This is a genomic window from Sphingobacterium arenae, assembly GCF_014692505.1.
Classification (GTDB): Bacteria; Bacteroidota; Bacteroidia; order Sphingobacteriales; family Sphingobacteriaceae; genus Sphingobacterium; species Sphingobacterium arenae.
The window spans coordinates 303633-318565 of the sequence record NZ_JACNYK010000002.1 but is presented as its reverse complement, the minus strand read 5'-3'; the positions used below and the strand labels follow the sequence as shown (position 1 = coordinate 318565).

12 protein-coding genes and 1 tRNA gene are annotated in these 14933 nt (G+C 40.4%); 9 read left to right on the top strand and 4 right to left on the bottom strand.

Annotated elements, in window-relative coordinates; genetic code table 11:
* Positions 1-3: 3 nt before the first annotated feature.
* The gene (locus H8B17_RS07725) at positions 4-1542 is read right to left on the bottom strand and encodes an NAD(P)H-hydrate dehydratase (protein ID WP_190308624.1); all 1539 of its coding nucleotides are present in this window, start codon (positions 1540-1542) and stop codon (positions 4-6) included.
* 118 nt (positions 1543-1660) lie between these two features.
* Between H8B17_RS07725 and H8B17_RS07720 the strand changes: the two genes are divergently transcribed.
* Positions 1661-2569 (top strand): OmpA/MotB family protein, encoded by a 909-nt coding sequence (locus H8B17_RS07720; protein ID WP_190308623.1) that lies wholly within the window; start codon positions 1661-1663, stop codon positions 2567-2569.
* Positions 2570-2621: 52 nt separating this feature from the next.
* Here H8B17_RS07720 and nhaA read toward each other — a convergent pair whose 3' ends face one another.
* Positions 2622-3800, bottom strand: coding sequence for a Na+/H+ antiporter NhaA (nhaA, locus tag H8B17_RS07715; protein ID WP_190308622.1), 1179 nt, complete (start codon positions 3798-3800; stop codon positions 2622-2624).
* Between the two features lie 109 nt (positions 3801-3909).
* Between nhaA and H8B17_RS07710 the strand changes: the two genes are divergently transcribed.
* From H8B17_RS07710 to H8B17_RS07685, 6 genes are all read left to right on the top strand, one after another.
* Positions 3910-4803, top strand: coding sequence for a site-specific tyrosine recombinase (locus tag H8B17_RS07710; RefSeq protein WP_190308621.1), 894 nt, complete (start codon positions 3910-3912; stop codon positions 4801-4803).
* 77 nt (positions 4804-4880) lie between these two features.
* The gene (locus tag H8B17_RS07705) at positions 4881-5204 is read left to right on the top strand and encodes a hypothetical protein (RefSeq protein ID WP_223816428.1); all 324 of its coding nucleotides are present in this window, start codon (positions 4881-4883) and stop codon (positions 5202-5204) included.
* Between the two features lie 44 nt (positions 5205-5248).
* Positions 5249-7366 (top strand): TonB-dependent receptor, encoded by a 2118-nt coding sequence (locus H8B17_RS07700; RefSeq protein WP_190308619.1) that lies wholly within the window; start codon positions 5249-5251, stop codon positions 7364-7366.
* A gap of 13 nt (positions 7367-7379) precedes the next feature.
* Complete coding sequence (locus H8B17_RS07695) at positions 7380-8009, top strand: hypothetical protein (RefSeq protein ID WP_190308618.1); 630 nt, start codon at positions 7380-7382, stop codon at positions 8007-8009.
* 72 nt (positions 8010-8081) lie between these two features.
* A tRNA-Arg gene (locus H8B17_RS07690) sits at positions 8082-8156 on the top strand.
* Between the two features lie 185 nt (positions 8157-8341).
* A complete protein-coding gene (locus H8B17_RS07685; RefSeq protein ID WP_190308617.1) occupies positions 8342-11194 on the top strand; it encodes a M16 family metallopeptidase in 2853 nt (950 codons plus the stop codon).
* 61 nt (positions 11195-11255) lie between these two features.
* On the opposite strand, the gene H8B17_RS07680 is transcribed toward H8B17_RS07685, so the two are convergent.
* Positions 11256-12116: a sigma-70 family RNA polymerase sigma factor gene (locus H8B17_RS07680; protein WP_190308616.1), complete on the bottom strand. Its 861-nt coding sequence runs from the start codon at positions 12114-12116 to the stop codon at positions 11256-11258.
* Between the two features lie 347 nt (positions 12117-12463).
* Between H8B17_RS07680 and H8B17_RS07675 the strand changes: the two genes are divergently transcribed.
* On the top strand, positions 12464-12676 hold the full coding sequence (locus tag H8B17_RS07675; RefSeq protein WP_190308615.1) for a helix-turn-helix domain-containing protein: 213 nt from the start codon (positions 12464-12466) through the stop codon (positions 12674-12676).
* A gap of 5 nt (positions 12677-12681) precedes the next feature.
* Here H8B17_RS07675 and fmt read toward each other — a convergent pair whose 3' ends face one another.
* Positions 12682-13596: a methionyl-tRNA formyltransferase gene (gene fmt, locus H8B17_RS07670; RefSeq protein WP_190308614.1), complete on the bottom strand. Its 915-nt coding sequence runs from the start codon at positions 13594-13596 to the stop codon at positions 12682-12684.
* Between the two features lie 152 nt (positions 13597-13748).
* Between fmt and H8B17_RS07665 the strand changes: the two genes are divergently transcribed.
* On the top strand, positions 13749-14924 hold the full coding sequence (locus H8B17_RS07665; RefSeq protein ID WP_223816427.1) for an ABC transporter permease: 1176 nt from the start codon (positions 13749-13751) through the stop codon (positions 14922-14924).
* Positions 14925-14933 lie beyond the last annotated feature (9 nt).

Below are 14933 nucleotides of genomic sequence, written 5' to 3'. Positions count from 1 at the left end.
AATTTAGATAGGCGAGGTGTAGGGATTTTGTAGAAACTGCCATGCTGCAGATAAATGGTTGATAATATCGGTGGCGGTAATGCTTTTCTCATGGATAGATACTGCCGCGATGTCGCCAGCTAAGCCATGTAGGTATACGCCCAGTAAAGCAGCGTCAGTCGGGGGGTAGCCTTGTGTTAACAAAGACGTGATAACACCTGAAAGTACGTCGCCACTGCCAGCAGTAGCCATGCCCGGGTTGCCTGTAGAATTAAAGTGTGTCGTTCCGTCTGGTAATATGATAGCACTATATGCTCCTTTTACTACGACAATCTGCTGATAACGGCAGCTCCAGTCACGCACTTTCTCTAGTTTTTCAAAATCATCTGCCCATCTACCAATTAAGCGTTCCAATTCCCTGGGATGCGGAGTCAAAATACTACGTGGAGGAATGAATGGGTGCCAATCCGGGTTTTTAGCGAGGATATTTATGGCATCTGCGTCGAATAGCAGCGGAGGTATTTCCGACATTAACTTAAACCGCTCAAATAGTTGGTATAAAGCATTTTCTGTATCGGTATGCGTTCCTGCACCCATACCAAGACCAATAGCGTCGAACTTGGTAATATACTCGGAGAACATACTGATGTGTGTGTCGAGTGGGTCAGTTTGTACCTGCGCTTCGGGAAAAGCACTTTGCAGTATAGTATAGCCACAAGCAGGAATATACGCCGTTACCAATCCGCAGCCCGTTTTTAAAGCTGCTTTGCTGGCTAAAATAATGGCTCCTATACTGCCATGACGACCGCCCGCTATATAAGCATGACCGTAGGTGCCTTTGTGCGAAAATTTTTGTAACGGGCGTATTAATATCTGTACATCTTCTTTCTGTATGTATCTGTAAGTTGTTGATAATGTGTTTTGTATATTTTGACTTAACCCAATATCTAATACTTGAAAAAAACCGGTGAATAAAGCGTATTTCGGAAATAATAGACTTAGTTTAGGGCAAGCAAAAGTGTAGGTAATATTGGCCTGTATAATAGGAGCTTCTATCGGCGTAGGCTTGTCTGCAAAAAGTCCGGAAGGGATGTCGACAGACAGTACAGGGTTGGAAGCGCTATTAATTTGATGTAGGAGTGGCTTCCAGCTGTCGTCCAGTGGGCGGGATAAACCGTATCCGAATAGAGCGTCGATCACTACGCTTTTCCCTTGAAATTCTAAGGTACTTTCGGGCGTGAAGGAAGAGATAGTTATACCGATTTCGCGCAGACGTTCTTGATTGATTTCATTTTCGGGACTATAAGCTATGTGATTTAGTAGATAGATTTTAACAAGATGCCCAGCATTATGCAGCATCCGACCAACAGCCAATCCATCTCCACCATTATTGCCAAAACCACAAAGAATGGTAAAAGAGCCTTGTCTTTCACCGATATATTGTTGTATTGCCTGGAATAATGCGCCGGCCGCTCGCTCCATTAACTCAGCCGGTTCTAGATTTTGGCTCGACATGGTGGCTTGTTCCCACTTATATATATCCGCTGTAGAAAGAATCTTCATCGTTTTTTTTTAAAAATAATGATTTAATATCTTTTTTCCTCGTTGTTCTCGAACATGATTGGAAATTTTTAGGCACCACTTTTGTATATCGTCATATTAGAATATAAAATGTGAACATATGATACGTAGCAGAATAATCGTTATTGTCGTTGTCATTTCTGGTTTATTCCTCGCGAGCTGTGGAGGGAAAAAACGATATGCCGCGTTACAAATGCAGCATCAGGATTTGACCGAGCGTTATCAGCAAAGCCAGATGGAGCTGGCCGAAAGTCGGACTAACGTAAAAAATTTGGAAGAGCAATTGGCCATTGAACGCAAGAATAACGCGTCTTTGCGGGAGGCTCTAAAACGTTTGCAAGGGACGCTGGATATGAGTATTAATCAAAATACGCAAGGAAATGTGAATATCTCGAAGTTGGTTGATGAGATTAACGCGTCGAACCGTTACATTCAGCATTTAGTGAACACCAAGAATAAAAGCGATTCCCTTAACTTGGTATTGACAAATAATCTAACTCGTTCTTTAAGTCGAGAAGAGTTACGTGACGTGGATGTGAAAGTGTTAAAAGGTGTGGTTTATATCTCATTATCTGACAATATGCTGTATCGATCCGGTAGTTACGAGATTTCCGATAGAGCTGGAGAAACCTTGAGTAAAATCGCGAAGATTATCCAGGATTATAGAGAATATGATGTATTAATTGAGGGTAATACAGACACGGATCCTATTTCGCAAAAGAATATTCGAAACAACTGGGATTTAAGTGTTTTACGTGCATCGTCGGTTGTTCAAGCGCTACAGAATCAATATGGTGTTGAGCCGAAACGATTGACTGCTGGAGGACGAGGAGAATATAATCCTATAGCGGACAACACGACACCTGATGGAAAAGCGAGGAACCGCCGCACGCAAATTATTATTACGCCGAAGTTAGACCAGTTTATGGAATTAATTGATAAGGCTCCGGAAACAACTACAGAAACGGAAATACCTGCACAAAACGGAGTGGTAGAACCGGAGTTTTAAAACAAAATCAATTTGCGAATAAGCGGCAAGTTTCCAAAAAACTTGCCGCTTATTATTGTATTTGTTGTCGTTTGCTCAGCATTTTTAAAAAGAAATAGCCGCATGACCCGGATATCAACGAACCTACCAAAACAGCTAGTTTTGCTTCTTCCACATGCAACGGGTCATTGAACGATAGTATGGAAACAAAAATAGACATCGTGAACCCGATGCCGCCAAGCATACCGACGCCGGCTATATGTGACCATGTTGCTTTATCGGGCAATTGTGCCAATCCGGATTTTATACATAAAAAAGACGTTGTAAAGATACCAATCGTTTTACCAACGAAAAGTCCGACCATGATACCGAGTCCCATATTCGACGTTAGTCCTCCGATCATTTCACTTTGAAAGGTGATCGCGGTATTTGCGATTGCAAATAATGGAACGATAATAAAATTGACCGGTTTTGCAATGGCATGTTCTAATTTTTCGAGGGGAGATTCGATATCTGTATCGTTTGTCGGGATTGTCATGGCTACCAGTACTCCCGCAATCGTGGCATGAATACCCGAATGGTGGATGAAATACCATATAAAAACACCCGGTACGATGTAAAACCATAGATTTTTTAGCCCCAGACGATTGAAGGCAACTAAGAGTAATAGGATTGCTCCGGCATATAAAAGATAGGTGACGTGAAGCTCAGTTGAATAGAAAACAGCAATAACCAAGATGGCTAGTAGATCGTCTACGATTGCCAGTGCAGCCAAGAAGATTTTGAGGCTAACAGGGACACGCTTACCAAGCATGGAAATTACCGCCAGAGCAAAAGCAATATCTGTGGCCATAGGGATGCCCCAGCCATGATGAGTTTCCGTTCCCGCGTTGAACGAGGTATATATGAGTGCTGGAACAAGCGCTCCTCCTATAGCCGCTAATATGGGTAAAGCCGCCTGGCGGGGGGAAGCTAATTCACCTTCCACTAACTCCCGTTTTATCTCCAAGCCCACCAACAAAAAGAAGACAGCCATCAGTCCGTCGTTTATCCAAGCGGCAATGCTATATCGGAGATGGACATGCGCATTCTCAAAGCCTAGATGCGTACCTAAAAGGTTGTTAAATGCTTCAGATAGGGGGCTGTTAGCAATGATTAACGATAAAATAAGACATAAGAATAATAAGATACCGCCTCCAGTACTGGAATCTAGAAATTCTTTAATGGGTTTTAGGTTGATTAATTTTGCCATGACGACGAAGTTATTGAAAATTATTTGTTTTCACTATCTTTGATTTATATGAAACGGATATGTAAATAATCGGGATATTTATATAGGCATCATAAAGCAAGTTATATATATGAAGTGGGACAACGTGAAAAAAGATTTCAAACGCTATTTACAATTGGAACGAAATCTATCACACCATTCGGTAGATGCTTATTTGAATGATGTGCAAAAGCTGGAGGCCTACTGTAGCTTTAAGAGTAGGAATCTTGATCAGGTAGATACGCTATTCATTCAACAATTTCTCATTTTTATAAATGACTTTAGTATTTCACCCTTTACCCAGGCTAGGCTTCTTTCTGGAATGCGAGCCTTTTTTACATTTCTTCAGATCGAATATGACAGGAAGGATAACCCTACCGAACTATTAGAGGCTCCTAGATTAAACCGTAAAATTCCCAGTGTGCTAAATCTGGAAGAGATCGATGCCCTGATTGCGGCTATCGATTTGTCTACACTAGAAGGAATGCGAAATAAAGCGATTCTGGAAGTATTGTACGGATGTGGTCTGCGTGTTTCGGAATTAGTGACATTAAAAATTTCTAATCTATATCTGGATGTAGAATTTATCAAAGTAGAGGGAAAAGGAAGTAAGGAGCGGCTTATACCTATCGGACTTCAAGCTATTAAATATTTGAAAATATATGTAGAAAAAGTGCGCCCTCATATCCCTATACAAGTGGGACATGAAGATGTCGTTTTTTTAAATCGACGGGGAAGGCAATTGACACGTGTTATGGTGTTCCTTATCATTAAAGATTTAGCCAAAAAAATTGGCTTGACGAAAACGATTAGCCCCCACACTTTTCGCCATTCGTTTGCCTCTCATTTAGTAGAGGGAGGGGCGGATTTACGTGCTGTACAAGATATGCTTGGGCATGAAAGTATTACCACTACGGAAATTTACACACATATGGATAAGGATTATCTCCAGTCTGTTATCACACAATACCATCCGAGATCATAAAATATGGTAAAAGTTAATGCAACTAAGTAAATTCTAATTTGCAATATGATTGCATTTGTTTATCTTTGTAGCATCTTATGGTAGCGAAGATAGGACGGTTTATAGGTGTAATTATGGCATTACTTGTCTTGTCAACAAGTAACGGACTTCTTTATACACATGATATTACACACCATTACGATTGTTCGTCAGCGGATCATCAAGAACATCCTGATGCAGATGAATGTGCACTTTGTTGGTTTGTTTTACATCAAGTAAGCCATCATTTTGCGATAGATACGTTGTTGCCGGATATTGCGATACAAACGTGTACAAGTCTACTTCATGGAAGGCACCATTTGTTTTTTCCGGATGGAATAGAACGCTTACAATGCAACAAAGACCCGCCTCAACACGTATAATATACGTTATTCAGATTTATATCATTCCAAAATTTTTTTAATAGATGCAATACAAATGCTTAGCCCTGTGTTGGGTGCTATGGCTTTTTTCCGTTCCAGGTAAGGGGCAAGAAGGACGTTCATTGTCTTTGAAAAAGCAAGACTCCATCCATCTGCAAGATGTGGAAGTCATGGGACGTCGCGGCGAATTATCCCAAAGTATACACCGTCTCTCCACACAAGAAATGCAAGAAAACAAAGGCAAACCGTTGGCGGAATCGCTGACCGCTATTTCCGGGGTTTCTACGATTGGCATGGGAAGTAGCATTGTAAAACCTGTTATCAACGGACTGCATAGTAATAGGATACTTATTTTAAACAACGGGGTCCGCCAGGAGGGACAGCAGTGGGGGATAGAGCATGCTCCAGAAATAGATCCTTTCACTGCAGACCAATTGGAGATCGTAAAAGGTGCGCAAGGTGTTCGGTATGGGGCAGATGCTCTAGGAGGCATTGTATTAGTCTCGGCAAACGATATCGATTTAGACAGAGAGTGGAAAGGAAATATAGACATGGTGGGGCAGTCGAACGGACGTGGGGGAATGATAAATGTATTTTTGGAGGGAGCGGTGAAAGCCTTGCCCGGATTGGGTTGGCGTATGCAAACAAGTGGTAAAAAACTGGGGAATTATAAAACAGCCGATTACTTCTTGGGTAATACGGGAGTAGATGAATTCAATTATGCTGGAACATTGCAATATAAAAACGACAAAAATCAACTGGAATTGTATTTTAGTCATTTTGGAACGCAATTGGGCATCTTTCGCGGTGCTCATATCGGTACGGTTGAAGATATTCAAGCACGTATAGATCATGGACGTCCTTTTGAAACCTATGATTTTAGCTATCAAATCGAAGCTCCCCGACAAAAGGTAACGCACGATCTGGTTAAGGCGTCATGGGAACATCAACTTCGTGCTGGCCGTCGATTGGAAATGCAATATGGATTACAACGAAACCATCGTCGGGAGTATGATATGCGGAGAGTGGAATCCGATGATATTCCGATGGCGGATATGGTATTGACGACACAAAGCTTGGACCTGGTGCTGAAGGAAGGACATAGTTCGATAGGTATACAATCTATGGTACAAGTCAATAACAATACACCAGGTACAGGAACCACGCCTATCATACCTAATTTTGACAGCTACGCTGCAGGCATATTTGCCGTGCACCAATTTCACATCGACAGATGGCATGCGGAGATCGGTGGGCGCTATGATTTCAAGTATTTGGATATTGCGGGATATCGCTATCAACGCAACGAGATAGACAACAATGGGGCTGTTGAGCAATATCTTTTGACGGATAATCGCAAGTTTCATAATGCATCGGGAACAGCCGGTACCCTTTATCATTTTTCACCCAAATTTAGCTGGAAAAGTAATATCGGTTTGGCTTGGCGCGCACCGTCCGTTAATGAGTTGTATAGTGACGGCGTACACCATGGAAGCGCAACCTATGAGCTGGGAAATCCAGATCTCCGCAGCGAAAAAGGTTTAAAATGGATAAACGCTTTTATATGGAGTGATGAACGTCTCCAAGTAACGGTCGATGTCTATGCGCAGATGTTATACGATTATATTTATGCACAGCCCAATCCGGATGCTGTTCGCCAAACGATCCGAGGTACCTTTCCGCTATTTGCTTATCAGCAGCATGATGCTTTCTTTTATGGTGCTGACTTACAATTGCGCTATGCGTTTCTGAATACGTTTCATTATGATGTGAGTGCATCCGTCGTGCGTGCACGTAATGTGGAGTTGGATAGTTATTTGCCCTATATTCCATCAGCACGTTTTCATCAGGCGCTTTCCTGGACGTATTGCGGTCAATCACAGCCGGAAAGCTATCTCAAGGTGGGGCACCGTTTTATAGCAAAACAAAATCAATATGAAGAGGGGATGGACTATGTTGCGCCACCGCCTGCCTATCATTTATTAGATGTTGTGGCAAGTAAGCAAATAAAAACAAATTCTGACGCGCAGACATCTTGGAATGTTATGCTGTCAGTAGAAAATTTATTTAATCAATCCTATAAAGACTATATGGATCGATTTCGGTATTTCGCCCATCAAATGGGAAGAAATGTAAGCGTGAAAATTTCTTGTCAATTTTAAAATTATCAAAATCATGAAACAACTAAATATCTTTATTTTAACAATTAGTATTCTTTTCTTTGTGACGTCGTGTTCAAAAGATGATCCTATACCTGAAGAAGACCAGGAAGAAGTGGGTACAGCCACACTAACTTTTACCGAAGTAGAACGTGAAACACATGAAGATCACTACCATTACAACGATATAACAGATCCTGAAATAGAAGAGGTTAAGTTTGAAGGCAAGGATATGCTACCTCCGGTTGATGCACATTTGCATTTGGAAGTTGGGAAAACCTATCGATTGGAATTGCGAGCTACCGATTTTGCCGGTCGCGAAACGCAACAAACTTTCATCGGTCGTGCCGATATACATCAGGCCTTTATACTCGGCGCTGAGGCTGGGAGTCTGGAATACGTGTATGCGGATAGAGATGCGGAGAATCAACGGGTAAACGTAGGTGTTACAGGTTATTTAACTGTTCTACAAGAAACGAATACCTTTACTTTGCGTTATGTAATGCGTCATTTAAATCCGGGTATAAAAGACAACATTACGGCTGCCGATTGGAACAATACAAACTTCACCCAGTTTACGGGAGCGAACGATCTGGATCTTAAAGTAGCCGTTCACTTAGTGTCCGAAGGTGGCCATGATCATTAAAAAATATATGCTGGCATTTATTTTTCATTTCGATTTTAAAGTAAGGTAAAAAGTAGTATTTTTGCCAGCGCAGTCTCCGTAGTTCAATGGATAGAATTTCAGATTCCGGTTCTGAAGATATGAGTTCGAATCTCGTCGGGGACACCACTTCGAAAAACAGCGTTTTCACCTTGTGAACGCTGTTTTCTTTTTTGTGATTGTTTCTTCCTTGGCAAATAATATTCTTTAACTAATGTCGTATTCGAAATATTATATGAACCTATAAGGAAAAACCGTAGAAATTTTGTAGGTTTACCCTATTCGATTATTATAAACAACAAATTAAATTACGAATGAATTTTATAAAACCTATCGCAATTGCATTTTTATTGCCAGGATTATTTCCACTTCATCAGGCTTCATCGGCGGTGACACCGGAAGAATCTTCAGTTTTTTTTCGTATTGATACACTTTCTTGGGATGCTCCGTTACCCTTTGATCAGGAGGTAAAAACAGGTAAACTCGAAAATGGTTTTCAATACTTCATCCGAAAAAATGTGGAACCCAAGGATCGGGTCACGATGTATTTGGCGACCAAAGTCGGTTCGATCTTGGAAACCGAAGAAGAGCAGGGCCTTGCCCATTTTATGGAACATATGAATTTCAACGGTCTGAAGCATTTTCCGAAAAATGAATTGGTAGATTACTTGCAACGTGCTGGGGTGCGCTTCGGAAGTGATCTAAATGCCTACACAAGTTTTGATCAGACAGTATATCAATTACCTATTCCATCGGATGACCCCGAATTGTTGCAAAACGGACTTCAAGTTATACGAGATTGGGCGCAAGATGCTTTATTGTCTGAGGAGGAGATTGATAAGGAAAGAGGTGTCGTATTGGAAGAAATGCGCGGTGGACGTGGAGCGCAACAGCGCATGCGGGATAAATTTCTACCTGTTATGCTGAATAATTCCCTCTATGCAAAACGTTTGCCTATTGGTACGGAGGAGGTGATTAAGAATTTTCCATACGATGTGCTACGCGATTTTCATACCAAATGGTATCGTCCGGATTTACAGGCATTGATTATTGTGGGCGATGTCGACGTAAAAAAGATGGAAATTGATGTGCGGCGATTGTTTGCAGATCTAAAGTCGCCAAAAACTCCTATAGAGCGTGTAAAACATACCGTGCCTTTGTTGGGCAGAAACCAGTTTATAGCCGTAACAGATCCAGAAATGACCTATACGATGGGGCAAATTTCTATAAAACACCCAGAAGAAAAGATGAAAACGGTTGGCGACTTCAGGAGAAATATTTTAAAATCGGTTTACAACAATATGCTAAACGCTCGCCTTTCGGAGCTTGCGCAATCTGCTGCCCCACCATTCATACAGGCAGGCGTGGGAATTGGAGGCTTCTTAGGGGGGCTTGATGCCTACAATGCTTATTTTGTGGCAAAACCCAACGAGTTTGAGCTTGGTTTTAAAGCTGTTGTACGCGAATTGGAACGTGTGCAGAAATATGGCTTTACCCAAACGGAGTTTGACCGTACCGTCGCTGCTATTGGTAAGAATAATGAAACAGCTTATGTCGAGCGGGATAAAAAGAAATCGGATAGTTACGTCAATCGATATTTAAATTTCTATCTGGAAGACAATCCGGCTTTGAGCAATGAAGATTCCTATCAATTATATAAGCAATTGTTGCCTACATTGACCCGAAAAGAAGTAGAGGAGTTGGGTAAGGAGTTTTACGTGGATACAAATCGGGACATTATCATCATGGCACCGGATAAGGAAAAGGATAGTCTTCCCGATGAACAACATGTGTTAGCTTGGTTCCGAGAAGTAGCGGGCGACGAGATTGCTGCTTATGAAGATACCGTATCAGATTTGCCTTTACTTTCGAAAGAGCCACAAGCCGGTAGTATAGCTTCTGTAAAAGACATAGAAGAAATTAAAACGAAAGAATTAACACTGAGTAATGGGGTCACGGTGATTTTAAAACCGACTGTCTTCAAAAATGACGAAATTTTAATTAATGCTTTTAGTCCGGGTGGAACGTCTTTGTATAGCGACGAAGATTATTTCTCCGCTTCGCAAGCTGGTAATTTGGTCAATAGCAGCGGGGTAGGACAGTTTAATACCGTCGAGCTACGTAAGTATCTGACCGGTAAAAATGTAAATATTAGTCCTTATATCAGCGAACGGAGTGAGGGGTTGTCTGGTCATACCGATAAGGAGGGGCTACTTACCGCTTTTGAATTGATCTACGGCTACTTTACCGAGTCACGTATTGAAGATGATATATTTCAGAGCTATATATCGAGGATGTCATCTATGATCAGTAACCAAGAGAGTGATCCAAGCTTTGTTTTTAGAAAAACAATAATGGAGAGCCTTTATAATGGCAATATTCGGCGAACTCCTATTACAGAACAGCTTATTCAGAAAATTGATAAAGATCGGGCATTAGCCATTTATAAAGATCGTTTTGCGGATGCTTCGGATTTCGTATTTACGATTGTTGGCTCGTTTACAGAAGAAGAAATCAAGCCTTATTTGGAAAAGTATCTTGCTGCTCTGCCTGCGTTAAATCGTAAAGAGCAAGCAAAAGATTTAAGACTTTATGAGCCCGAACTGGGATTTGAAAAAATAGTGCATAAAGGTCAGGAAGAAAAAGCAAACGTGATGTTAACTTATTACGGTGATTATACGTACGATAAAGTCGAGAATTTAAACATGAATGCTTTCGAAAGCGTATTAAGCATTAAGCTCATTGAGCGATTACGGGAAGAAGAAAGTGGCGTATATGGAACCGGGGCAAGAGTTTCTACTAATAAATATCCGAGAAATCGATATAGCTTCACGATTTCCTTTGGTACTGGTGTAGAACGATATGAATCGTTGATTGTATCAGCTTTAGATGAAATTAATAAAATTAAACACAGCGGTCCTTTAGCGTCTGATTTGGAAAAATTCAAGATAGAACAAAAACGTCAATTAGAACTCTCTTTAAAAGAAAATAAGTTCTGGATGGGACAGCTTGTAGGTGCGTATCAGCGAGATGAAGATCCAACTTATATTAACCGCTACCTGGAAGATTTGGATAAAATATCAATAGAATCTGTGAAAGAGGTGGCCAGCAAATATTTAAAGAAAGAGAACTTGTTTAAGTTTGTCCTTTTACCAGATGAAAAATAAATAGGAAATAAGTAAAAATGCGCAGCTTTTGGGCTGCGCATTGCTAATAATGTGTCGGCGATTAGCCTAAATAAGATTTTAAAATTTTACTGCGCGACGTATGGCGGAGACGCTGCAGGGCTTTGTCCTTAATTTGACGCACACGTTCTCTCGTCAAGCTAAATTTCTCGCCAATTTCCTCAAGGGATAATTGGTGGTTCGTTCCTAATCCGAAAAACAAAACGATAATCTCGCGCTCTCTTTCCGTCAAGGTGGATAACGATCGTCTAATCTCCTCAGATAGTGATTCATCAATTAATATACTGTCCGTGTCCGGATCAGCATTTTCCAAAACATCCAAAAGGGTGTTCTCTTCCCCCTGCACAAACGGCGCATCCATAGACACGTGTCGTCCAGAGTTGCTTAATGTATCGGACACTTTGTCAACTGTAGTTTCCAAGATGTCAGCTAACTCTTCTGGAGACGGCTCGCGCTCATACTCTTGCTCCAATCTGGAAAAAGCTTTGCTGATTTTACTCAATGAACCTACTTGATTCAATGGTAAACGTACAATACGTGATTGTTCGGCGATAGCTTGCAAGATAGACTGACGAATCCACCACACAGCGTAAGAGATAAACTTAAACCCTTTCGTCTCATCAAATCGTTTTGCTGCCTTTATTAAGCCTAAATTGCCCTCATTAATCAAGTCTCCTAAAGTCAGTCCTTGATTCTGGTATTGTTTGGCAACAGAAACAACGAAACGTAAGTTGGTTTTTGTTAATTTCTCCAAAGCAACCTGGTCACCTTCACGAATGCGTTGAGCCAAGATTACTTCTTCTTCTGCGGTGATTAAGTCTACTTTACCAATTTCGTGCAAATACTTGTCCAACGACTGTGATTCACGATTGGTAATGGATTGTGTAATTTTGAGTTGTCTCATTTAAATGTATAAATACCTTTCTCTTTTTGAAATGTTCGCAAAAATAGTGAATTTTACCCAAAGTTCCTTCATATAAGTGTAAATTAAATACTCTGTATGAGGAAGTTAACATGAGGGATTCGGTGTTATTTTACTAGCAAAAATTATTCCAATTCTCCTTATGTTAATAAGTAGAACGTTAGAAAACGGAATTTGTTTTGTCTGTTTTTTTAAAAGTGTCCGTGTAACACCTTTGTTATAAGGTTTTTAGTTTGGAAAAGGAATAAAATTTTTGATATTCAATAAAACATAATAACAGTAACATTGTTACTTCTAGGTACAATATGTCATATTAAATTCGAGAAGTTATGCCAATTAAAATTCATTTAGATAAGATTATGTCTGAAAAAAAAGTCTCCTTAAACGAACTAAGTCACCGGGTAGGGATAACATTGTCAAATCTTTCTATCATCAAAAATCAAAAATCGAAAGCAATTCGATTAAGCACGTTGGAAGCGCTTTGCAAAGCATTAGATTGCCAGCCTGGAGATATTATGGAGTATATAAAGGAAGGCAAATAAGCCTATCAATCCAAGCGATATCCTCTTAAAAACTCTTCAATTTGCATTCTTTTTTTTCCCTCGAGTTGGAGAGAGGTTATCAAAAGCGAGCCATCCTGCGTTGCAAATGACAGAAAAGTTTTTCCGTCAGTCGTATATGTTCCAGGATCTTTATCCACGGGTTGGCCTTTTTTTGTTTCGAAAATCTTTAGCATTCGACCATTTAACTCTGTGTATGCGGCAGGGTACGGACTCAACCCTCTAATTTGGTTGTATACATCGTTTGTGGGTTGATCCCATAGAATTTTACAGTCCTCTTTAAAGATTTTTGGAGCTTTCTTAAGTTCGGTGGTCTCTATTTCGGCTTGAGGAACTGGATGGAGATTAGTGCTTCCCATCGCTTGAATTGTTTTTAATAATACTTCCGCGCCGACCACCATCAATTTATCATGCAGTACTCCTGCTGTATCCTCCTCCCCAATTTCTACCTTCTGCGAGAAGAGAACATTCCCCGTATCTATTTCATGTTGTAGTAAAAACGTGGTTACACCAGTATGCGTTTCACCCTGAATAATAGCATGATTTATAGGGGCTGCTCCTCGGTACTGTGGAAGAAGCGATGCGTGCACATTGATGGTCCCTAAAGGAGGCATATTCCATACTATTTCAGGCAGCATACGAAAAGCTACTACCACTTGCAGATCTGCTTGATAAGATCGCAATGTTGCGATAAAATCTGGATTTCGTAATTTCTCCGGTTGTAATACCGGTATGCCCTGTTTTACAGCGTATTTCTTAACCGCTGATTCGTGCATTTTCTGCCCACGACCTGCTGGTTTGTCGGGTGTCGTAACGACAGCGACAACCTCTTCCCCCGCTTGTAACAAGGCATTTAAAGAAACAACTGCAAAATCGGGGGTACCCATAAAAATTATCCGCATAGCATTAGTAAAAGTTAAAAATAAAAAAATACGCCTTAAGAACTCATTTCTTTTAGTCCGTGTCAACTGACAAAAATTGTTAACTTTGCGAAGTTACAAAATTAATATTCACCTTGAATTTTCCTTACTTTTTAGCTAGGCGGATAACATTCATGGGGCATCGGACGTTTTCGAAGCTGATCGTTCGTGTGACTATAGGGGCATTGGCGTTAGCCATCTCCGCTATCATTTTGTCTGTCGCTATCCTGAACGGGTTTAAACGTGAAATTATTGAGAAGCAAAGAGGATTTTTTGGAGACATTGTCGTCACGAAAAATGATTTAAGTGCCTCGTACGAAAATACACCTATTCACCTATCGGCTGAAAAACTGAAACAACTAGAAGCCTTACCCCAGGTCGTGGATATCACGCCTTTTGCAACAAAAGCGGGAATCATGAACGTTGGCGGACAAGTGGAAGGTGTGCTACTGAAAGGTGTGAATAAAACCTATGACCAGCAGTACTTACAGAAAAATATTGTAAAAGGTGATACATTAAATTTTTCGGAAGGAAGTAATACGCAAATCTTGGTGTCTGAATATTTGGCAAATAGATTGCATTTGGATGTCGGTGACAAGTTCATTATGTATTTCATACAAGACCCCATCCGTCGGCGTCCTTTTACTATCAGAGGGATTTATACGACGCATTCTGAAGAGCTCGACAAAACTTATGTTATTGGTTCATTAGACCTGATTAAAAGATTAAATAACCTGCAGGAAAATGAAGTGGGGGCGTACCAGATTCGAATCAACTCTTTTGATATATTAGAAAGTACTACCCAAGAAATCGACAACATGTTGCCCCTCGAACTTGAAGCGACTAACATTGTACAGCAAATGCCTGATATTTTTAACTGGTTAAATATGCTCGACATGAATGATAATATCATTTTTGTATTGATGGTTATCGTAGCGGTTATCAATATGGTATCTTCATTATTAATTAGTATTTTGGAACGTTCTTCCATGATTGGGATATTGAAAGCTTTAGGATATCCAAATAAAGGAATCCGACAAGTCTTTTTGTACGGTTCTATATATCTTATTGGCATAGGATTGCTCATCGGCAATTTAATCGCTCTTACTCTTTACTTCTTTCAAACACAGACACATTTTTTCAAACTGGACCCTTATACATATTATATTCATTATGTACCAATGGATATTGCCTGGTACGAAGTCGTCGGGCTAAATGCAGCGATTGTAATAATTGGGGTGTTGACACTATTCATTCCAGCGATGCTCATTAGCCGGATCTCGCCGATTAAAACAATACAGTTTAAATAATAGCAGCAA